The organism is Actinomycetota bacterium (assembly GCA_016700055.1).
Classification (GTDB): Bacteria; Actinomycetota; Acidimicrobiia; order Acidimicrobiales; family Ilumatobacteraceae; genus Kalu-18.
On sequence record CP064997.1, the window covers coordinates 3,262,944 to 3,284,658 of the forward strand.

15 protein-coding genes are annotated in these 21,715 nt (G+C 70.2%); 6 read left to right on the forward strand and 9 right to left on the reverse strand.

The genetic code is table 11. The annotated features are described in order from the left end of the window. Window positions 1-23 precede the first annotated feature (23 nt). Both IPM43_15750 and IPM43_15755 read right to left on the reverse strand, forming a co-directional pair. Window positions 24-4,241: a DUF3367 domain-containing protein gene (locus IPM43_15750; protein QQS24804.1), complete on the reverse strand. Its 4,218-nt coding sequence runs from the start codon at window positions 4,239-4,241 to the stop codon at window positions 24-26. Continuing rightward, window positions 4,238-5,497 (reverse strand): hypothetical protein, encoded by a 1,260-nt coding sequence (locus tag IPM43_15755; GenBank protein ID QQS24805.1) that lies wholly within the window; start codon window positions 5,495-5,497, stop codon window positions 4,238-4,240. Before IPM43_15755 ends, IPM43_15750 begins: the two co-directional genes overlap by 4 nt. A gap of 95 nt (window positions 5,498-5,592) precedes the next feature. On the opposite strand from IPM43_15755, the gene IPM43_15760 reads away from it, so the two are divergent. Together IPM43_15760 and IPM43_15765 are read left to right on the forward strand one after the other, a co-directional pair. Continuing rightward, window positions 5,593-7,692 carry an acyltransferase gene (locus IPM43_15760; protein QQS24806.1) on the forward strand — a complete coding sequence of 700 codons (2,100 nt, stop codon included), beginning with the start codon at window positions 5,593-5,595 and terminating at the stop codon, window positions 7,690-7,692. Continuing rightward, entirely contained in the window at window positions 7,682-9,202 is a 1,521-nt protein-coding gene (locus tag IPM43_15765) for a hypothetical protein (protein QQS24807.1), read from the forward strand. Before IPM43_15760 ends, IPM43_15765 begins: the two co-directional genes overlap by 11 nt. On the opposite strand, the gene IPM43_15770 is transcribed toward IPM43_15765, so the two are convergent. Next, window positions 9,162-10,859 carry a hypothetical protein gene (locus IPM43_15770; GenBank protein QQS24808.1) on the reverse strand — a complete coding sequence of 566 codons (1,698 nt, stop codon included), beginning with the start codon at window positions 10,857-10,859 and terminating at the stop codon, window positions 9,162-9,164. The genes IPM43_15765 and IPM43_15770 overlap by 41 nt on opposite strands. Window positions 10,860-10,895: 36 nt before the next feature. On the opposite strand from IPM43_15770, the gene IPM43_15775 reads away from it, so the two are divergent. Together IPM43_15775 and IPM43_15780 are read left to right on the forward strand one after the other, a co-directional pair. Continuing rightward, window positions 10,896-11,777, forward strand: a complete 882-nt coding sequence (locus IPM43_15775) for an enoyl-CoA hydratase/isomerase family protein (protein QQS24809.1) — start codon at window positions 10,896-10,898, stop codon at window positions 11,775-11,777. A gap of 213 nt (window positions 11,778-11,990) precedes the next feature. Continuing rightward, entirely contained in the window at window positions 11,991-12,923 is a 933-nt protein-coding gene (locus IPM43_15780; protein ID QQS24810.1) for a hypothetical protein, read from the forward strand. Window positions 12,924-13,061: 138 nt separating this feature from the next. Here the strand turns inward: IPM43_15780 and IPM43_15785 are convergent, their stop codons facing one another. The 5 genes from IPM43_15785 to IPM43_15805 form a co-directional block, all read right to left on the reverse strand. Further along, window positions 13,062-14,066, reverse strand: a complete 1,005-nt coding sequence (locus IPM43_15785) for an ABC transporter ATP-binding protein (protein QQS24811.1) — start codon at window positions 14,064-14,066, stop codon at window positions 13,062-13,064. Beyond that, window positions 14,066-15,097 (reverse strand): ABC transporter ATP-binding protein, encoded by a 1,032-nt coding sequence (locus tag IPM43_15790; protein ID QQS26504.1) that lies wholly within the window; start codon window positions 15,095-15,097, stop codon window positions 14,066-14,068. The genes IPM43_15785 and IPM43_15790 overlap by 1 nt, the downstream gene beginning before the upstream one ends. A gap of 47 nt (window positions 15,098-15,144) precedes the next feature. Beyond that, window positions 15,145-16,110 carry an ABC transporter permease gene (locus tag IPM43_15795; GenBank protein QQS24812.1) on the reverse strand — a complete coding sequence of 322 codons (966 nt, stop codon included), beginning with the start codon at window positions 16,108-16,110 and terminating at the stop codon, window positions 15,145-15,147. A gap of 36 nt (window positions 16,111-16,146) precedes the next feature. Then, entirely contained in the window at window positions 16,147-17,106 is a 960-nt protein-coding gene (locus tag IPM43_15800; protein QQS24813.1) for an ABC transporter permease, read from the reverse strand. 129 nt (window positions 17,107-17,235) lie between these two features. After that, window positions 17,236-19,056: an ABC transporter substrate-binding protein gene (locus tag IPM43_15805; GenBank protein ID QQS24814.1), complete on the reverse strand. Its 1,821-nt coding sequence runs from the start codon at window positions 19,054-19,056 to the stop codon at window positions 17,236-17,238. Window positions 19,057-19,250: 194 nt separating this feature from the next. On the opposite strand from IPM43_15805, the gene IPM43_15810 reads away from it, so the two are divergent. Both IPM43_15810 and IPM43_15815 read left to right on the forward strand, forming a co-directional pair. After that, the gene (locus IPM43_15810; protein QQS24815.1) at window positions 19,251-20,060 is read left to right on the forward strand and encodes a polyphosphate kinase 2 family protein; all 810 of its coding nucleotides are present in this window, start codon (window positions 19,251-19,253) and stop codon (window positions 20,058-20,060) included. A gap of 30 nt (window positions 20,061-20,090) precedes the next feature. Continuing rightward, window positions 20,091-20,588, forward strand: a complete 498-nt coding sequence (locus IPM43_15815; protein ID QQS26505.1) for a phosphoribosyltransferase — start codon at window positions 20,091-20,093, stop codon at window positions 20,586-20,588. A gap of 24 nt (window positions 20,589-20,612) precedes the next feature. Here IPM43_15815 and IPM43_15820 read toward each other — a convergent pair whose 3' ends face one another. Continuing rightward, entirely contained in the window at window positions 20,613-21,707 is a 1,095-nt protein-coding gene (locus IPM43_15820) for a site-2 protease family protein (GenBank protein QQS24816.1), read from the reverse strand. Window positions 21,708-21,715 lie beyond the last annotated feature (8 nt).

Below are 21,715 nucleotides of genomic sequence, written 5' to 3' on the forward strand. Positions count from 1 at the left end.
TCGAGGGCCACGGGTGAGCGAGGCTACTCTGCGGCGCCCCGCCGGACACCGAGCGTCGACGCCGCCAACACCACCAGCGCGACGAGCGTCGGCCCGTGGACCCTCTGGAACTCCAGCGGCCAGTCGAACCCGGCCGGGACCCCGCGCACGACCACCCCGCGCCCGATGTAAAGCCCGACGGCGGCGAGCAATGCCACCGCGACCGCGGGGGCGACCCACCACCGCCTCGTGACCCGCGCCAGGGCGACGATCGCGCCGGCCGCCAGCCCCGCCGCCGGCCCCACTGCCAGGCCGGCCACGACCAGGGCCGCGACCGCTGCGAACCAGGTCGGCACGGGTAGGGCGGCGCCGTAGGAGGAAGCGGCTTCGCCGAGGCCCGCTGCGGATGCGGGATCGCTCGACCGATCGAGCTCGTCCACTTGCGCGCGTCGCGCCCGCGACCACCCGATCGCGCCCACGGCGACGAAGGCGACGCATGCCAGCACTGCCAAGACGGAGACGGCGAAGGCGATCCACATCGAGCGCTGCGGCGTCCAGCGCAGCTCGACGGTGCGCGCCGTGGCGGAAGGGGGCAGCCACCAGCCGTTCATCGCACCGTCGGTGATCGCCCGGTCGTTCAGTACCTCGCCGTCGACGGTTGCCTCCCAGCCGTCGGCGAAGCCCTCTCCTTGCACCAGCCAGCAGCCGTCCGGACACGCGCCGACCTCGAACGTGCCGCTCGTGCGCGACGTCGATCGCTCCACGGTTATCGGGGTCGCCGCGCCCCGGCCGGCGGCGTCGGCATCGGCGAGCACGACCCGGTCGACGTCGAGCCCCGTATCGAGCCCCGCCCCGGTCGTGACCACGTGCGTACCCGCAGCCAGGTCGATCGCGGCGTCGCCGCAGGCGGTCACCTCCGCTTCGGCGCCGGCCAAGAGCTGCTCCCAGCTCGCGCTGACGCGCACCGCGAACGGCCGGCCGTCGATGCTCACCAGGTCGTCGCGACAGCCCGTGTCGAGCCGCGGCGGCAACGGTGCCGCGACGACGCCGGGAACGATCAGCTCGGCGACCCCGACGGGTAGCCCCACCGGCAGGTTCGTGCGCCGGTCGATCGTCGTGGCGCCGTCGCTCGCCGTCACGGCCACGCTCAGCTCCTCGCCGGCGACCGGCTCGAACCGCACGGTCTGGCGATCGGGGCCTTCCGGGTCGAGGGCCACCACCCGGCGCAAACCACCGGCCTCAACGGTCAGCTCGGTCGGTCGCGCATAGCCCTCGCCGGTACGGGTGAGGATCTCCAGCGTGTCGACGGGGGTGCCGTCGGAGGGCACCACGACCGTCGCCGGCGAGTCCGCGTCGAACGGCGTGACCCATGCCGTCGAATCGTCCCCGTCGAAGGCAGCCAGACCGGCGACGGCGCCCGATCCCACCAGGCGGGCGTCGGCGACGGCCACTTCTGCCCCGGCGAGCTCGGCGAGCACCGCGTCGCTCGCCCGTGGCGACAGCCGAACGGTGAGACCCACCTCGAACACACGATCCTGGGGGACCTCGATCTCCCTGGTCATCGATCTCTCCGGATCGCCCCGCCAGCGGCTCTCGGCACCTGTGCGCAGCCGGGACATCACGTACACGAGCGGGGTGCCCGCAGGCGTCGCCGCGCTGGCGTCGCGCGGCAGGCTCGTGGTCTCCGTCGTCGGCGCCAGGCCCATCGACACCTCGGCGAAGCCGACCGAGCCCCAGCCCCACCGGTGGAGCGCCGCCGGCGCGCCGACCCGGGAGATCACGATCTCCAGCTCGCTCGCGGCACTCGGCAGCACCACGGTCTGGCCCGGCGCGACGCGAGAGGTGGCGTCGAGGGCGACATCGAGGTCGAACGCGCCGTCGCCGGAGGAGATCCGCACGGCCTCGATGGTGCGCCCCGCCGAACCGGCGTCGGGCTGGAGGAGGGTCACCTCGGTCACCTTCTCCGGGGCGCTGAGGTGCAGCCGTTCACCGGTGGGGTCCGCGCGTTCGGCCACCACCCAGGCCGTGGTCGGATCGCCGTCGACTGCCATCGCCGGGCGCACCTCCGGCCAGTACGAGAGCGGCGTCCCGTAGGTGGAGGCGGTGGCGACGACGCCGTCCTGCAACGTCAGCGTCTGCTGGTCGGCGTGGGGCGACTCGAACACCGGCAGGCGATGGTCGAACGGGTCACGCTCCAACAGCGCGGTCGTCCGGCCGTCCTCGGTGAACCCGGACACCTCACGCGACGAGCGCCAGTGGTGGGCGCGGACGCGGTTGCTGTCGGTGACCACCACCACCGGCGCCTCGGCCAAGGCCCGCGCCAGCTCCTCACCGCCGAGCGAGGCCGAGTAGACGACGACCTCGCTCCCGTCGAGCACCCCCGCGGCGGCGGCGTCGACGATCCCGTCGCCGCTGCCGCTCACCACGACAGCAGCGCTCGCCGCCCGCCCGATCCCGGGAGCGTCGGCCACTCGCGCGGCCGCCAGCTGGGGGAGTGCTGCGCCGACGGAGTCGTGGAGCAACGCTGTCTCGTCGAGCATCGGCACCACCGGCTCGTTCGCAGCCGCGTCGCCGAACGTCAGCCAGTCGGAGAGCCCGTCGACACCCGCCTGGTACATCTCCCACACCGGTTCGGGCCGCACCGTCGGGAAGCGCTCGAACTGGGTGTCGTTCGCGACCACCACCGTGTCGGCCCCGAGCAGGCGGGCGACGGGCGCGATCGCGTCTGGTTCGGCGATCCCGGCCTGGAACCGGTCGTCGAGCGCGTAGAGCAGGTCCATCGCCGCCGGGCTGCCGAGGGGCAGCCAGTCACGCGTGACGAGCGGCTTCCCGGTGAGCCCGGGCAGCGGCGGGTCGACGGTGTAGCCCCAGCGATAGGCAGCCGACTCCATGCCCGGTAGCAGCAGCACCCGGGCGTCACCCGTGGTGTCCAGATGATCGGCGAGCTCGGTCCACGCGTCGGGCAGCGGGTCGGGGCGCAGCAACCCGGGGTCGACGTACGCACCGGTCCACAGCGCCGGCAGGTTGGCCGCCGCGATGCCGGCCACCGCGAGCCCCGGCCACCAGCGGTGCGCCCGCAACCTGCTCGCGACCGCCGACGCGACCACTCCGGCGCCGAGGGCGAGTGCGAGCACGACGAGCGGTGCGGCCCGGGTGGAGCTGCGCAGCGCGAGCACGACGGTGTCGCGTGAGCGCTCGGTGAGGGGAGCCGCGAGCGGAGACGGGTCGTCGAACGGAAACGCCCCGACGGCGAGCACCAGCCCGGTGAGCGCGGCGCAGGCCGCGAAGCGCCTCGCCCGCCAGCTGAAGAACCCGATCCCGACCGCGCCGAGCAGCACCAGCGACCACCCGGCGGCGAACACCCAGCCGGACTCCTGGTACGGAGTCGACGCCGACGTCAGCGTCGTCACCTGGTCGCGGACGTAGAACAGCCAATAGCCGAGGCCGCGCATCGCCTCCGGCGCGGACGAGGTGTGGGCCGTCGACTCCAGCGCCTCGCTGTAGGCGAGTGCTTCGGCGCCGTACTTGCCCTGCACGCGCAGCCCGGCCAGCCACCAGAGCGACACCGCCAGGCTCACCGCGCCGATGGCGCCGGCCACACCGATCGTCCTGCGCCACGACACCTCACGCCGCGCGGCGGCGTCGATCAGCCAGATCACCGGCGCCGGAGCGATCATCACCATCGCCGTGGCGTTGATGCCCCCGATGGTGGCGATCAGCAGACCGATCGCGCCGAGGTAGGGGAGCATTCTGCGCCGCGCGGCGAGCGCGGTGAGCCCGACCAGCCAGCCGAGCCCCGCCCACGGCGGCAACAGCACCGACGTGCGGGAGATGTACGGCAGCACGTAGGGGGAGAGCTGGTACACGACCGCCGCGACGAGGGCCGCGGCAGGAGCCAGGCCGAGCACCCGCGCGCCCCACCGCACCCCGGCCCCGGCGGCGAACAGCAAGGTGGCGATCCAGAGCCGGTGCGCGATCCAGTCCGGCACGCCGAGCTGCTCGAACAGCCAGAACCACGGACCGCTCGGCCACAGGTAGCCGACGTTCTGGTGCGGGACCCAGCCGGCGAACTGACGGGTGTCCCACGTGTACGGGGCGTCGGAGATCAGCCGCGCGGGATCGAGGTACAGGTACAGCTTGGTGTCGGCGGGCACCTTGCCCGGGCTCGCGAGCAGGCTCGGCACGTAGGCGAGAGCGGCGAGCAGCGCGAGCTCCAGCCAGCGCGTGCTCCGGCCGACCCTCGCGGCGAGCGATGAGCTCATGGAATGGCGCCGAACACCCCGTAGAGCGCGGGTAGCACGGCCAGCCCACCTGCACACGCGGCGATGGTCCACGTCCAGAGCTGGTCACGGTCGATCACCCGCCCGACACCACCGGTTGCCTGCTCGCCAACGCGAGGGTGGGCGCGACCGGGCCGCTCGAACCACACCGCGAGGGCGATCAGCAGCGGGAACGCGGTGTACAGGAAGCGGGGTCGGGCGGTGACGGTGGCGGGCAGCAGCATGAGGGCCACCACCACCGCGCTGTAGGCGACCCAAGGCGCCGGCAGGCGTCGATGCCACGCGGCGTACACCAGCACCGCGAGGGCGATCATCGAGGCCGTGGTGAGCGCGTCGGTGGGCGATGAGAGCGGGGAGCGCAAGAAGTCGAAGGCTCCGTCGATCGCGGTGCCGCCGAAGCTCGTGCCCTCCCGCCACGCCTCGCGCTGCACACGGAACCACACCCCCCGCTCTCCGGCATGCCAGCCGATCCACCATTGGAAGGCGACGAACCCGAGCGGACTGAGCACGACCGCCACCAGCGAGCCCCAGTCCCGGGATCGCCTGATGGCGAGGAAGCTGGCCACGGCGCACGCGGCGACGAGGGCGACGGCGTTCGGGCGGGTGGCGGTGGCGAGCATCGCCAACACCCCTGCCCACAGCCACTGCTCACGGTGCAGCATCAGGAGCGTCCCCGCGGCGAGCACCAGCAACAGCGCCTCGCTGTAGGCGAACGAGAGCACGAAGCTGCCCGGGAAGAGCGCCATCAGCACCATGGCCCGCCCCGCGACCCTGACGTCGAACACCGCCTTGGCGAGGAGGCCGACGATCCAGATCGCTGCCGCCCCGAGCACGAAGTTCAGCGCCAGCGCGGCGAACACGTCGCCACCGGGCAGGAAGCTGTCCAGCCAGCGGGTGAGCGTCGGGAAGAGCGGGAAGAACGCCGCTCGCGCTTCGGGCTCTTCGTAGGTGATCCCTGCCGGCACCGAGCGCGGGTAGCCGTCGCGCACGATGCGCAGGTACCAGGCCCCGTCCCACGACGTGAGCACGTCGACGATCATTCGCACCGCGTTGGCCGGGCGTTCGCCACCGCGCCTGTTGATCTCGGCCACCCGCTGGGCGGCGACCACTCCGCTGCCGACCATGACGAGCACGCGCGACAGCAGGTAGGTGATCCCCGCGCGTAGCACCGCCAGCCGCCACAGAGCACGGTCGGTGGTTTCGCCCGGGAGGGTGGTCGGTGCGGCGGTGTCGGTCATCACGAGCGGCGGGCGAACGAGCCGTAGGGCCGGGTGGACGCTAACACGACGCCCCTACACGCGGGGGGTCTGCCACTACTGTGCGAGAGCACCCCATGAGCGCCACCGAAGCCCTGCCTCGCGCCGAGCCGCAGACGGCCGGTGGACGTGTCGATCACCTGCCCGCGCTCGACGGCATCCGTGGGCTCGGCATCCCGATCGTGCTGCTCTACCACCACAACGTCACGTGGCTGACGGGCGGCGTGCTGGCGGTCTCGATGTTCTTCACCCTTTCGGGCTTCTTGATCACGCGGTTGATGATCGCCGAGTGGGAGCGCAGCGGCACGGTCTCGTTGAGGCGGTTCTACGAGCGCCGCGCCCGCCGGCTGTTTCCCTCCTCGTTCGTGGTGCTGCTCGGCGTCGTCGTGATCTGGACGGCATTCCCCGGCTCCGGCCGTCGCCTCGGCTTCTGGGAGTGGTTCAGCGGACTCACGTACTGGGAGAACACCTACCTGCTCGTCACCGGCAAGGACTACGGCGGGCTGTTCGGGCTGGCGAACCCGGTGCAGCACTTGTGGAGCCTGTCGCTCGAAGAGCAGGTGTACCTGGTGTTCCCCCTCGTCGTGCTCGCGCTCCTGGCCGGCAGGCGCACGGCGGCGGCGTCGTGGCGGCTGTTCGCCGTGCTCGCCGCGCTGGCCGGCGCCGGGTTCCTGCTCGGGGCTTGGTACGAGTCCCACGGCCCCCTCTGGGCGAGCCTGCCCGGGATCGACGCCAAGTGCGAAGGCGTGGCCTGCGCCTACTACGCGACCGAGGTCCGTGCCGGGGAGTTCTTCATCGGCGCGGCGTTCGCGGTGCTGTGGATGGTGTGGAAGGGGACACCCGGACTCGTGCGGTGGCTGCGCCGCCCCCGCGTGCAGGTGGCCTCGTATGCACTGCTCGCGCTGGAGGTGTGGCTGTGGTGGCAGGTCGGCTACCGCAACTCGTGGACCGAGTTCTTCTTCCCGTGGGGCGTGCTCGTCAACGGCCTCGTCGTGTGCGCACTGATGGCCGTCGCGAGCGCTCACACCGGGGTCAGCGGGCCGCTGTCTTGGAAGCCGCTGCGCTACGTCGGCCAGATCACCTACACCATCTACCTCGTCCACTGGCCGGTGTTCCTGCTCTTCGACTCCTGGCGACTCGACCCGAGCCTGCCCAAGGTGCGGCTCCCCGTGCTCGGCTGGGAGACGGTCGACGGCTTCTGGCTGTTCTGGCCGAAGCTGGCGCTCACGATGGGCATCGTCCTCGCCCTGTACCACCTGCTCGAGGACCCCGTGCGCAGGCGGCAGCGGTGGATCGGTTGGCGGCTCGCGCCGTGGTTGGCGGCGATCGCCGTGGTCGGGACGCTGGTGGCGGCGTTCGGGATCGATCGTCGCGCGAGCGCGAACGACGCGCTGAGCGCCCTCGACAGCGACGCGCTCGCCTTACAGCAGGCGGCCATCGCCGGGCTCGCCGACCTGGCGCCCGACGCCCCGACGTCGTCGGCCGTCGATCCCGAACTGCCCGCCCGGCTCTTGCTGGTCGGCGATTCGCAGAGCTGGGTGCTCGCGAGCGGGCTGGAGGCCTGGGAGGCCGAACACGGGGTCGACCTGGTGCCGAGCCCTGGTGTCGGCTGCGGGATCGGGGAGAACACCCCGGTGCGCTACCTCGGCATCGAGCAGCCCGAACGGCCGGGTTGCACGGAGTGGCGCACGGCGCTGCCCGCGATCGTCGACAAGCTGCAGCCGAACCTGGTGGTGGTGGTCGGCGGAGCGGCCGATCTGAGCGACCGCCAGATCCCCGGTGTCGACGGCTGGGCCAGCATCGGCGAGGCCGCCTACGACGAGTGGCTCGTCGCCCAGATGGAGGCCTTCGTCGACGTGGTCGCCGCCGGCGGTGCGCCGGTGCTGTGGCTGACCCACCCGCACATCGAGCCCCAGTACCAAGCCGGCGAGACCGGCACCCCGCCCTTTGCCGAAGCCGAGCCGCAGCGGATGGACCGCTACAACGAGCTGATCGAGCAACTCGCCGCCGCTGACCCACGTGTGCTCACGGCCGACTTCGCGAGCGCCGTCCGCGCCCATCCTGGCGGCGAGTTCGAGACCGACATGCGCCCCGACGGCGCCCACATCGACCTGCGCCACGCGCCCGCGCTCGTTGCCTGGCTCGACGCCGCGTTCAGGGACGCACATGCGAGCTGAGCCCCCGATCGCTGCCCGGCTGCCGCGCTGGCTGGTGATGCCCGGCGTTGCCGCCGGTTTGGGCTGGGCGATCGCGTACGCGGTGGTGTGGTTGAGCGGCCAGCGGTTCTCCACCGCATACCTCGGCTACGGCTGGCAGCTCCTCCCGTGGGACGTGCTCTCGACCGACCCCTTGAGCAGCGTGTGGTTCCTGCACATCCAGCCGCCGCTCTGGAACCTCGCGCTCGGCCTGCCGGCCTGGCTGTCGCCGTTCTCCGACGCCGGCACGCTCCAGGTGTTGATGTTCGCGATCGGCGTCGCCAATGCCGTGCTCGCGGCACTTGTCGCCGAGCGACTCGGTGTGCGACGCCGATGGGCGACACTGGTCGCCCTCGTCGCCACCGTGCATCCCGAGGTGCTGAAGCTGGCGTTCGAGCCGACCTACGAGCTCGCCGTCTCCGCCCTGTTGCTCGCCCTGCTGTGGGCAGCGGCGCGCTTGGCCGACTCAGGCACGCGCTCCGCGGCAGATGCCCGGCCGGGCCGGTGGCTGCTCGCGGTCAGTGCCGTCGGCACGGCCACCGTGCTCACTCGCAGCCTGTACCACCCGGTGTGGCTCGTGGTGGTGCTCGCCGTGTGTTGGTGGGCGCTGCGTGGCCGCGTCACGTGGCGCACCGTCGGCCTCGCCGCGCTCGTACCGCTCGTGCTCGTCGGCGGTTGGATGGCGAAGAACCAGGTGCTGTTCGACCGCCCGACGCTGTCGAGCTGGTTCGGGATGAACCTGCAGCGCGCCGTCGTGCCGGTGCTCGACCTCGACGACCTGCAGCGCATGCACGCGGACGGCTCCGTGTCCGACATCGCGATCATCGGCCCGTTCGGCAAGTACGAGCTGTACGCCGACGTGATGCCGCCGTGCGCGCCGACGCGATCGCACCGCGCGCTGGCGGAGCCGGATCGCACCACCGATCTCTACAGCCCCAACTTCAACTACGAGTGCTTCCTACCGGTGTTCGACCAGGCCGGCGAGGACGCCTGGGCCGTGATCCGTGAGCACCCGGAGGCGTTCCTGGAGGGCCGCCTGTGGAGCCTGCGCACGACCTTCGCCGTCGCGGAGACCCCGCCGCGGTCGCCGTCGGCGGTGATGCGCGCGATCGACTCGGTCTACTCGGTGCTGCGCGTCGACTATCGCGGCGCGCTCTCGACAGAGGGCTGGGGCAGCCCCATCTACGGCGAGCTCGTCGCTCCGACCGACTTCGCCCTCGTGCCGATCTTCATGTACGCGGGGACCGCGCTGGCCGGGGTGTGGCACGCCTGGCTGCTGGCCCGTCGGCGGGCTGCCGACATCGGGCGCAGCTTGGTGCTGGTACTCGGCGGGTTCACGGTGGTGTGGACGGTCGGCGTCGGCGCCGTCGCCGAGCTCGGCGAGCAGGCGCGCTTTCGCACGATGGTCGACACCGTCGTGTGGGTGATCAGCTTGAGCGCGGCAATCGTGTTCATCGCTCGTCGCACGAGGTCGGCGTCGGGCGGTACATGAAGCCACCCTCGATCGGCTCGGCGACGAGGCGACCCTCGGTGACCAGCTCGTCCAACGTCTCTGCGCCGGCCGTACCGAACAGCGCGTCCTCGGTGATGATCACCACGCCGTCGTGCTCCAGCATCGGGCAGGGAAGCGCCCGGTAGGCGGCCTGCATGTCGACCAGCTCCCCGGTGAGCGACTTGACCGGCAGCGGCGCGTAGGCGGCCGGCAGACCGGTGGCCCAATGCACGCCGTCGGCGTCGTTGACGATCACGATGTCTGCTCCGCTGCCTGCGGCCGCGGCGACGTACGGGGGAGTCGACGTGAGGTCGCTGAACCGCTCGGTGAGCTGCCACGGCTCGACGGCTACCGCGAGCCAGGCGACGGCGAGCAGGCCGGCAGCCGCCACCACGACGCGCCCGGCAGGGGACTTGGTGCGGGCGGACGGTAGCTGCACGCTCCACACCACGCCGACGAGTGACAGCACTCCCGCGGGCAGCATCAGCCTGTTGTCGGCGATGACCAGCGCGTCGAAGCCGGCCATGCCGAGCACCAGCCCGACGGTGAGAATGCCCGCTGCCGCAAGGCACAGCTCCAACGGCGCCGGCAGACGGCGCAACTGCCGATGGACGCGTTCGCCGGCTCGGTCGCCGACGCGTTCGCCCGCCTGGTCGGCCCGGTCGCCGGAGCCATTGCCGGCCCGGACGCCCGCCTGGTCGGCCCGGTCGCCGGAGCGATTGCCGAGGACCAGCCCGACGGCCGCCCAGGCGACGAGCACCAGCCAGCCGACGAACAGCGGCCAGGCCCACCAGGTGGCGCCGTCGCCGCCGAAGTACGTGAGCCGCAGGTCGCCCTGGCTGGCGTCGAACCAGCCGCCCACCGAGCGTGCCATCAGCTCGACGTCGTCGCCGCCGAGTCCTCGCCACGCGGCCGCGTGGCCGCCCCCCGCTGCAGAGGCGGCCACCATGTTCGCCGCCGCGGGGGCGAGCGCCAACGCCGTCCAGCCCGCCGCAGCCAGCGGTCGCCGCTCACGGCGCCAGTGCTCCAACCCGGCGAGCAACGAGAGCGGTGCCCCGACGAAGCGCAACAGCCCGGCGGCCATCGCGAGGCAGACGACGAGTGGCCAACGGCGACCGGTGTCGCGGTAGTGCAACAGGGCGGCGACCAGCCCGAGGACCACGGCGACGAACAACGGCTCGGAGAGTGCAGCCTGAGTGACGAGGCGGCTGACGGGAAGAGCGACGATCCCGAACGCCAGCACCGCCCGCCAGACGGCGGTGGTCCGGTTCGTCGCCCGAGTACCGGCGACGGTCAGCCCGGCGGTCGCCGCCATTGCGAGGGCTGTGACGATGCCCATCGCTCGCTCCGCTCCGGCGACGATCGCCAGCACGCCGGCCAGCGTCGGGTAGCCGACGGGGAAGTCGACGAACGGGAGCCGCCCATCGCGCTGCAGGAACTCGGCGGCCGTGAAGTTCGTGAACGAGGGCGCGAGCGTGGTCGTGAACGGGTGCCCGTCCGCCGTGGCGCGTGCACCGCTCCAGTACGTCGCGGTGTCCAGCATCGGGATCACTCCAGTACGCAGCTGAACGACGGCGACGACGAGGCCGACCAGTGCGGCGCCGGCAGCACCGACGAGTCCCCACCGCACGGCGGGCAGGTGGTGGGGCGCAAGCACGGCCGGATGGTAGATCGGTCACGGCGTTGGACGACGATGGGCAACGTGCCAGCATCGAAAGACCCCGACGCCACCTCCGACGCCACCTCCGACGCCACCTCCGAGGCCACCTCCGACGCCGTGATCGTCCACACCCGTCCGAGGCCGGGGATCGTCCAGCTCACGTTGAACCGCCCCCACAAGCTGAACGCGATGACCAGCGAGCTGGTGTGTTCACTGCACGACCACCTCGCGGCGATCGCGGTCGATCCCGAGTGCCGCGTCGTGGTGCTGACCGGCGCTGGGCGTGGGTTCTGCGCTGGACTCGACCTCGGTGGGTACGGCACCGCCCCTCACACCGCCCACCTCGGGTCCACCCAGACCGCCTTCGCGGTGCAGAAGCACATCGCGTCGCTCATTCCGCGGCTGCGCAGCCTCCCCCAACCGGTGATCGCCGCGGTCAACGGTGCCGCCGCCGGCGGCGGCTTCGCCCTGGTGCTCGGCTCCGACGTGAGGCTCGCGGCCCGCTCGTCGAAGTACAACGCCGCCTTCGTGCGGATCGGGCTCTCGGCCTGCGACATCGGTACCTCGTGGCTGCTGCCCCGCATCGTCGGCGCGGCGAGGGCGCAGGAGCTGATGCTCACCGGGCGCGTGTTCGGCGCCGACGAGGCATACCGCATCGGGCTGGTCGTCGACCTCGTCGACGACCACGAGCTCTTGGACGTCGCCTACGCGAAGGCCGAGGAGATCATGTTGAACACGCCGTTCGGCGTCGCCCTCACGAAGGAGGGCATGTGGAGCGCGCTCGAGATCCCCGGCCTCCAGGCGGCGATCGACGTCGAGAACCGTCAGCAGATCATGGCGAGCGCCACAGCCGACCACCGTGAAGCGATGGCCGCCTTCCTCGAACGCCGCCCCCCCACCTACCACAACGCCTGACCGGCACGCGGGGGGAGGCGGAGGCGGCCGACGAAGACCGCATCCCCAAACCGCAGGCTCCGCGCCAATCTGTCAACCAAACCGCGTCAGCCGCAGGTTCGCTGACAGATTGGCGCGCAAGCTGCGGCTTTTCTGTCGTCTCGACTCTCTTGAGCACTCCTGCAGCGCACATCCGAGTACGGGTGTCACACGTGTTCTCTACCTTCGCCAGACATGCGATGGGAACAGACACTCCTCGCTGCCGCCGAGCAGTATCGCGGGCTCGTGCCCGCCAGTGTCCTCGACGAGATCGGCTTGTCGATCGACGCCCGCGGGCGGCTCATCCGGCGAGGTGTGCTGCGACCCGTGTACCACCGCCGCGTGTACGCGCTTGGTGACGTGGCACTGGACTTCGAGGGTCGGGCCCGGGCGGCCAGCCTTGCGGTTCCGGGTGGCTGGGTGTCGGGCGTCACCGCCGGCCGACTTTGGCGCCTGCGGGGCATGCCCATCCACCGTCTCGAGCTGACCGTACCTACGGCGAGCCGCCCTCGCCTCGACGGCGTTCGGGTGCGACGAACGTGCCTCGAGCAACCCGACGTGGTCGATCAACTCGACGGCCTTCGCCTCAGCTCAGTCGCCCAGACCCTGTTCGAGCTCAGCTACGAGCTCGATGACATGGCGCTGCGCTCGGCACACGAGAATGCCCTCGAACGGCGCATCGTCACCCCGGCCGAGCTCGCCGAGATCGGGTCAAGGGCAGTACGCGTGGGACGCAACGGGTCGGAGAAGTTCCGAAGGGTAGTGCTCGAGCGCAACCCCGAGCTGCCGGCGGTGATGAGCCGCGATGAGCTCGTGCTACTCGACGCGCTCGGCTCCGCCGGCCTCGAGATGGAGCGCCAGTTCGCACTCATGTTGCCGGGTGGGCGCCCGATCCGACTCGACGGCGCACGCCCCGAGGTTCGCTTCGGACTCGAGGTCGACGGCGACACGCACGAACGAGCAATCAACATCCAACGCGACAAGCACCGCGACATCCAGGCAGCCACGATCAACTGGGAGGTGCTCCGACCGACCACGGCCGACGTCCGAACGAGGCTCGGGCTGACCGTGCGGTGGATTCTGCAGGCCTACGCCGCCCGCCGCCATCTCTTCGGCCTCGCCCCCTAAAGCCGCAGCTTGCGCGCCAATGTGTCAATGAACGTGCGGCTAGCGCAGTTTCGTTGACACATTGGCGCGATAACTGCGGTCTGCAGAGCAGGGGCAGAGGCGGGGCCGGAGGCGGCCAGCGGGGGCGGCGAAGCGGACCTACGCGGCGGGGGTGCCGTGGAGGGGGAAGTGGCAGGCGACGAAGTGGGCGGGAGCGATCTCGCGCAACGTCGGCTCTTCGCGGGCGCAGCGCTCCTGCGCGACCGGGCAGCGGGGGTGGAAGCGGCAGCCCGGTGGGGGCAGCACCGGTGACGGCGGTTCTCCTTCGACGGCGACCCGCCTGGTCGCGACCTCCGGATCGGCGACGGGGATCGAGCTGAGCAGCACGTTCGTGTAGGGGTGAGCCGGCAGCCGGTAGAGGTCGTCGCTCGGTGCCACCTCGCAGATCTTGCCGAGGTACATCACCGCTACCCGGTCGCTGACGTTCTTCACGACGGCCAGGTCGTGGGCGATGAAGACGAGCGTCAGGTTGTAGTCGCGCTTCAGGTCCTCGAGCAGGTTCAGCACCTGCGCTTGCACGCTCACGTCGAGTGCCGACACCGGCTCGTCGCAGATGATCAGCGTCGGGTCGAGCACGAGCGCCCGCGCGATCGAGATGCGCTGGCACTGGCCGCCGGAGAACTGATGCGGCTGGCTCTCTGCCGCGCGCTGCGGGTCGATGCCGACGTCGTCGAGCACCTTGTCGACACGGGCGCTCTGGTCGGCCTTCGTGCCCCGCTTCCATATGGTCAGCGGTTCGAGCACGATGTCGCGCACCTTGCGCCGGGGATTGAGCGACGAGATCGGGTCCTGGAAGATCATCTGCATCCGCGTGCGCGCCTCACGCATCGGGTCGCCGCTCATCTTCGTCAGCTCGGTGCCCTCGAACACGACGGAACCCGACGTCGGGCGGGGGAGTTGCATGATCGCTCGGCCGGTGGTGCTCTTGCCGCACCCGGACTCGCCGACGACTCCGAGGGTCTCGCCGGGCATCACGTCGAGGCTGATCCCGCTCACGGCGTTCACCTTCAGCCCCGTGCGCCCGACGGGGAACTCGACGACCAGGTCCTCGACGCGCAACAGGGCTTCGCCGGAGCGCAGATGTGCCTTGCCGGTGCCGGCCATCAGGCATCGCCTCCCACGCCGACGGCTTCGCCGCGCCGGGAGATCTCGACCCGGCGCTCGAAGTACTCAGGTGAGCCGACCGGGTACCAGCAGGCATACGTGTGCTCGGGGATCTCGGCCTGCACCAGCGGTGGCTCCTCCTCGTGACAGCGTTCACGGGCGTAGATGCACCGCGGCGCGAACCTGCACCCCTGCGGCGGGTTGACGAGATCGGGCGGACGCCCCGGGATCGCCAGCAGCCGAGTGTGGCTCGGCGCGTCGAGCTTGGGGATGCTCTGCAGCAACGCCTCGGTGTACGGCATCCGCATGTGGGCGAAGAGCGACCTGGTGGGCGCCTTCTCCACGAGCTTGCCGCCGTACATCACGGCGATCTCGTCGGTGTGCCCGGCGACGACACCGAGGTCGTGGGTGACGAGCACGAGCGACATGTTGCGGTCGCGTCGCTGCTCGTTGATCAGGTCGAGGATCTGGGCCTGGACCGTCACGTCGAGCGCGGTGGTCGGCTCGTCGGCGAACAGCACCGTCGGCCCGCAAGCGAGGGCGATGGCGATCATCACGCGCTGGCGCATGCCACCGGACAGCTCGTGGGGGTACTGGTTCAGCCGGCGGGCCGCTTCGGGGATGCGGACGTCCTTCAGCAGGCGCTCGGCGGTCTCCCACGCGAGCTTGTCGGTCATCCGCAGATGCTCGGTCAGCGGTTCGGCGATCTGCTTGCCGATCTTCATCAACGGGTTCAGCGAGCTCATCGGATCTTGGAAGATCATCGCCATCTCGGCACCCCAGAACCCGCGCATCTCCTTCGGGCTGCGCCCGACCAGCTCGTTGCCCTCGAAGCGCACCGATCCGGAACGGATCGTGCCCCTCGTCGGCAGCAGGCCCATCAGCGACCGGGAGAGGATCGTCTTGCCCGACCCGGACTCGCCGACGATGCCGAGCGCCTTGCCACGGTCGATCGAAAAGGTCACCCCGTCGACCGCGCGAACGAGCCCGCGATCGGTCTGGAAGTGCGTCTTCAGGTCGGTGACCGACATCAGCGTGCCGCTCTCGGGGCGACCCTCGGTCTGCAGTCTGGGGGGGCTCACAGCGCCGCCTCCCGGATGTCGAACCGGCGGGCGACGCGGTCACCGATCAGGTTGAACGCGAGCACCGTGACGAAGAACATGATGCAGGGGAAGATCGTCGGCCACCAGGCCTGTTCGATGCGGGGTCGGTTCTCGGCCACCATCAAGCCCCACGAAGGCGACGGGGGCTTGACCGAGTATCCGAGGAACGCGAGGCCGCCCTCGGCGACGAGCAGCAGCGCCACACCGGTGAACACCACCGAAGTCATCGCCGGGATCAGGTTGGGCAGCACCTCGCGCACGAGGATGCGCCCGTTCTTGGCACCGAGGCTGCGCGCGGCCAGCACGAACTCGCGCTGGGAGATGGACAGCGTCTGCGCACGCACGATGCGGGCGATCGGGGCGATCGACAACAGCGCGAGCACGAACGTGATCGACCACGTCCTCGTGAGCCAGTTGAACGCGCTGTTGTCACGGGCGAGGACGTCGAAGCGTCCGACGATGAGGATCGAGATCACGAGCACGGGAAAGGCCAACAAGATGTCGATGACGATGGAGATCACCCGGTCCATCCAGCCGCGGAAGTAGCCGGACACGAGCCCGAGCACACCGCCGATGAGGAGCCCGACGACGATCGACGAGAAGGCCACCCGCAACGAGATCTGGGCGCCGTATATGCAGCGGGAGAAGACGTCTCGCCCGAGCTGGTCGCTGCCGAACCAGAAGGCGGATCCTGGGCGGGCACCGAAGTTGCCGGCTCCCTCGAAGCGTTCGTTGGGGTCGACGATGAACGGGACCACGTCGGCGAACACGGCGAGCAGCACGAGCGCCGCCAGCCAGATGACGCCGAAGAGGAGCCCGATCTTGGGCAGCCGTCGGCGCTTGCGTACCGGCGGGGGAGCGACGGGTTCGCCGCCCTCCACCTCGGTGACCAGGCCGACGGCGACGAGCGGGTCGATGTTGTCGGTGCGGGGCTCGCTCATCTTGGCGTCCACCTCGTGTCGGACTTCTGCATGCCGCTACCCGAGCGCTCGCGCATGTCGGATGCGGGGATCGATCACGGCGTACAACAGGTCGACGAGCAGGTTCGCGGTGACGACGACGACGACGAGCAGCGCGGTGACCGCCTGGATGACCAGCAGGTCGTTCTGCTGGACCGCGAACACCAGCCGGTCACCGATGCCCTTCGGCCCGAAGAACTGCTCGGCGATCACCGCCCCGCCGACGAGCCCGGAGAGCTGCAGCGCGACGCTCGTGACGAGCGACAGGATGGAGGCCCGCAGCGCGTGGCCCCACAGGATGCGCTTGGGCGACATGCCCTTCGCACGGGCGAGCATGATGAAGTCGCTCTGGAGCGTGGAGATCATGTCGGCGCGCAGGAAGCGACTCCACACCGCGGCCAGCCCGAGCGCGAGCGTCAGCGAGGGCAACAAGAAGTTGCGGAAGTGGTCCCACGGGTTGTCCCACGGCGCGACGTAGACCGACAGCACAGGGAAGGTCTCGAAGCGCACCGCCACGAACAGCAGCAGCAGCACTGCGAACACGAGCGGGGGCACCGAGATGAACGCGAATGAGACGAGGCTCGTCGATCGGTCGAACAGGCCGTCGCGGCGGTACGCGGCGTAGACGCCGAGCGGGACGGCCACGAGCAGGCCGAGCAGGATCGCCCAGAAGCCGATGAAGAAGCTGGCCGGGAGGCGCTGGCGGAACATGTCGGCCACGCTCTGGGACTGGGCGTAGCTGTAGCCGAAGTCACCGGTGAGCATGTCCTTCAGCCAATAGAAGTACTGCACGAAGATGTTGCGGTCGAGATAGGGGTAGTCAGCCCGCACCTTTTCGATCACCTCGTCGCTGACCGTGCCCCCGGCAAGGTCGCGTACGGGATCGCTTGACCCGATGCGGGTGGCCACCATCACGACGAACGTGACGATTACGAACACGATCGCGAACTGGGCTATCCGCTGCAGTGCGTAACGCAAGGGCGCCTACCTCGTGGCGATTGGTCTCGGACAGGACTGGACTCGGCTGGACAACAGGAAACGCGTCATCGGCCACCGCAGTGGCCGAGTCGCCCCGCGACGGGCGACCCGGCCACATGGATGGTCCTATCAGGACCCTTGGAAGACGGCCGTCAACCAGACCTGACCGGGGAAGCCGGCGCCGTCGCGCAAGAAGCCGTCGCCGTCGGCCTGGGGCGTCTGCCCGATGCCTTGCACCGACGTGTTGCTGACGACACCCCACTTCGTGAACGACGTCGGGATGATGAAGCACTGCTCGGCGAACCGGCGGTTGATGTCCTCGGCGTAGCTGCGGCGCAAGTCGGGATCGAGCTCCTGGCGGCTCTTGTCGAGCAGGTCGTCGATCACGGTGTCACGCAGGCGTCCGAAGTTCAGGGCGAGCTGTCCGTCGTCGGAGGCAGCAGAGCTGTGCCACCAGTAGTACTGGGTGTCGGCGAACAGCCCGGCGTGGTTGCGCCAGCCGAAGGCGTCGAACGCCGCGTCGCCGAAGAGGGCGTTGTTGATCAGCTTCGACTGCTCGATCTGGTCGATCGTGACGTCGACACCGACCTGACCCCACGCCTCTTGGATGTACTGCGCGGTCAGCAGGTTGACCGTGGCGGTGGTGGTGGAGTAGTTGATCGTCAGCGGGCCGTTTGCCGCCTCGTAGGCCTCGATCGCCGCCGATGCGGCCGCCTGGTCGTAGGGCAGCGAGCCGTTGTCGGCGAGGTAGCCCTCCTGGCCGGGCGAGAACGGACCGTTGGCCGGGTCGGCGTTGCCGTTGGCGATGACGTTGATCAAGTCTTCCTTGTCGATCGCCTGCAGCAGCGCGCAGCGCACGCTCTGGTCCGCAAGGTACGGCTTGGTCAGGTGCATGAGGATGTAGTTCGTCTCGCCGTACTGGTTCTGCAGCAGCGTCGGGAAGTCCTCGTTGCCCTCGAGGTCCGAGAGCACCGCCGCGTCAGAGGTGGACATCATGTCGAGGTCACCGCTCTGCAGCGCAGTTGCCCGGGTCTGGGAGTCGGGGATCACCTTGAACTCGATCGAATCGAGGTAGGGGAGCTGGTTGCCGTTCGCATCGGAGAGCCAGTAGTTCTCGTTGCGGTTGACGACCATGTTGTCGCCGGGAGCGAAGCTGCCGAACACGAACGGCCCGGTGCCGACGGCCTGGGGCGCAAGTGTCGGGTCGGCGTCGGCGGCGGCGAGCCACGTCGGCGACGCGATCAGGCCGAACTGGCCGCCGAGGTAGTACGGGAACAACGGCCAGGTGATCGGGTTGGCCGGGTCGCCGTCCTTGCCGGTCTGCAGCGTGAACGTCATGTCGTCGAGCTTTTCGATCAACAGCAGGCCGTCCGTACCGAGGGCGAGGTCCTTCACAGCGGCCTTGACCAGGATCCCCGAAGCGGTGCGCTTCAGGTTGTCGATCACTGCGTCGGCGTTCAGCGGCGTCCCGTCGTGGAACGAGATGCCCTCACGCACCTTGACTGTGAAGACGGTGCTGTCTTCGTTGGCCTCGATGCTCTCGGCGAGGAACGGCCGCCAGTTGAGGTCCTGGTCGACGACGACCAGGGGGTCGAAGAACGAGCGGGCGCGCATCTGGCAGTACGAGTCGCACTGCATCGCGGCCGGGATCCACGGGTTGGCCACCTCGGCCTCACCGCCGACGACGATCGTGCCGCCGTACTCGGGCTCGGGTGCGGGCGGCTGGGTCTCCTGCGGCGCGGTGGTCACCACCGCCGTCGAATCCGGCGCGCCGGTCGTGTCGGTCCCGCCGTCGGTGGAGCCGGTCGTCTCGTCGGGGGCCTCGGAGGAGTCGCCCCCGTCGCCGCCGTCGTCTTTGTCGCCGCAGGCCGCTGCCACGAGCACGAAGCTCACGAGCATCGATCCGAACAGCACTCCAGGCTTACGCCTGCGCTTGGTCGTGGTGCGCACCGTCTGGTTCCCCCTGTTGCTGAGCCGTGGTTGGCACGGATGGCCCCGGGGGTGGTGGTCGCCGCATGGTTGCTTACGGCTGCAGTGCTGTGCTGTGACCCCCGGCACAACCCGTCGCTGGCACCATAGCCGGTGGCCGCGCCCGCGCCGTGACCGAGCTGCGCCCTCGCGCGGCACGGCTACGGTGCGCTTCCATGTCGCGACTGATCGGACAGCTCCTCGTTGCCCCAGGCGTTGACCCGGCGCTCGCCGCCCGTTCGACCGACGACACGTTCGGGTGGGAGAAGGCGGCCGCGCAAGCCGAGCTCGACGAGGTGCGCGAGCAGCTCGCGTTCTGGCAGCACCGCCTGTGGGCCGCGCAGTCCCAAGCGGTGCTCGTCGTGCTCCAAGCACGTGACGCCGCCGGCAAGGACGGTGTGATCCGCAACGTGATGACCGGCATGAACCCCGCCGGCACCGTCGTGACCAGCTTCAAGGTGCCCGCGGGCAGAGAGGCGAGCCAGGACTACCTGTGGCGCTGCCATGCGGCGTGCCCGCCGCGCGGCACGGTCGGCATCTGGAACCGCAGCCACTACGAGGACGTACTGGTGGTGCGGGTGCGTGAGCTCGTCGAGGAGAAGCGGTGGCGCAGCCGCTACCGCCACATCCGCGAGTTCGAGCGGATGCTCGCCGAGGAGGGCACGCAGATCGTGAAGATCTTCTTGAACATCTCCTCCGAGGAGCAGCGGGAGCGCCTGCAGGACCGCATCGACGATCCGGAAGAGCGCTACAAGCACAACGCCGGCGACCTGGCCGAGCGCGCGCTGTGGGACGACTACACCGCGGCCTACGACGAGGCGATCGCGCAGACCTCCACCGACCACGCCCCTTGGTACGTGGTGCCGGCCGACCGCAAGTGGGTGCGCAACCTGGCGGTGGCCCGGTTGCTGCTCGCCACCTTCGTCGACCTCGACCCCCAGTTGCCCGATCCGGACCCGGCGATCGTCGGCACGGTGGTCGTGTAGCCGCACGCTAGGTTCGGCCCCATGCCCGAGGTGCCCGACGAGCGCGAGATCATGGACTGGGCCACGTTCGGGACGGCGTCGCGAGCGGTCGCGCAAGCCGTCGCCGACGACGGCTACGAGCCGGACATGATCCTGTCGATCGCCCGGGGAGGCCTACTGATCGGCGGCGCCCTCGGTTACGCGCTGTCGGTGAAGAACGTCTACACGATGAACGTCGAGTTCTACACGGGTGTCGACGAGCGTCTCGAGGTGCCCCGCATCCTGCCCCCGGCACCCGACTTCGTCGATCTCGGCCACGCCCGCATCCTCATCGCCGACGACGTCGCCGACACGGGCCACACGCTGCGCAGCGTGCACGACTTCTGCGAGGGCAAGGTGGGCGAGGTGCGCACCGCGGTGTTGTACGAGAAGTCGCACTCCGTGGTGCACTGCGACTACGTGTGGAAGCACACCGACCGGTGGATCAACTTTCCGTGGAGCTGCGAAGAGCCCGTCGCGAAGCGCGACTGGAACGTGCGCGACGCCTGAACGCCGGCTTCGGGCGCCGAGGCGTCAGTGGTCGCCGACCTTCTTCTGCAGGCGCTCGGTGGTGACCACGCCGACCAGGCGGTCGCCCTGCCACACGGTGAGCATCGGTGCGTAGGGGTTGAGCCTGTTCAAGGCGCTGGTCAAGGGTTCGTCGGGGCGTGCCCGGCCGAACCGGGTCAGCGGGGTGGCGAGCTGGCGGAGGCGCACGTACGGCCGTTGGTCCTCGGGCACCTTCCACAGCTGGTCCTCGGCGACGATGCCGGCGATGTGGCCCTGCTCGTCGTCGACGGCGACGACCTTGGCCATGCCGAGGCGGTTGCGCTGCCAGAGCATCGTCTCGGCGTCGGTGTCGCCAGGGGCGTGCGCGATGCCGTACCAGGTGAGGTCGGTGACGGTGAGCCCGTCGAGGCGCCGGCGAATGCCGATGCCGGCGCGCTCGGCCGAGGCGTTGAAGGCGATGAACACGCCGGTGAGCAAGATGAAGAACCCTCCGGCGCCCTCCAACACCAACCACAAGCCGATGCCGGCCACGAGCCAGCCGACCACTCGACCCGCGGTGGTCGCCTCTTCCATCGCCCGGTAGCGATCACCGTGGATGCGCCAGCGCACTGCGGCGAGGATCCGTCCGCCGTCGAGAGGAGCCCCGGGGAGCACGTTGAAGAGTGCGAGGGCGACGTTGATCACGCCGAGCCAGGCGACGATGGTCAACGTCGAGTCGCCGAAGCCCGCCGCGTGCAGCGCGAAAGCGGCGCCGACCCCGATCAGGCCGAGCACGAGGCTGGCGATGGGACCAGCGGCGGCGATCCAGCCCTGAGCCCGAGGAGTCGGCGGTTCGTCGGCCAGGTATGCCATGCCGCCGAGCGCCCACAGCGTGATGCGCTCGGTCTCGACGCCGTAGTGCCGAGCGGTGAGCGAGTGGGACAGCTCGTGCGCCAACACCGAAGCGAAGAAGGCGAGCGCAGCGAGCACGGACACCAGGATCGAGACGGCGGTGATGCTGCCGTCGTCGGTGGCGACGCGCGAGAGGTTCGCGGCCACCAGCACCGCAGCCACCGCGAGGCTCCAGTGCACCATCACCGGGACCCCGAACAGCTTGCCGATCTTGATCGATCCGGGCACTGTCCTCC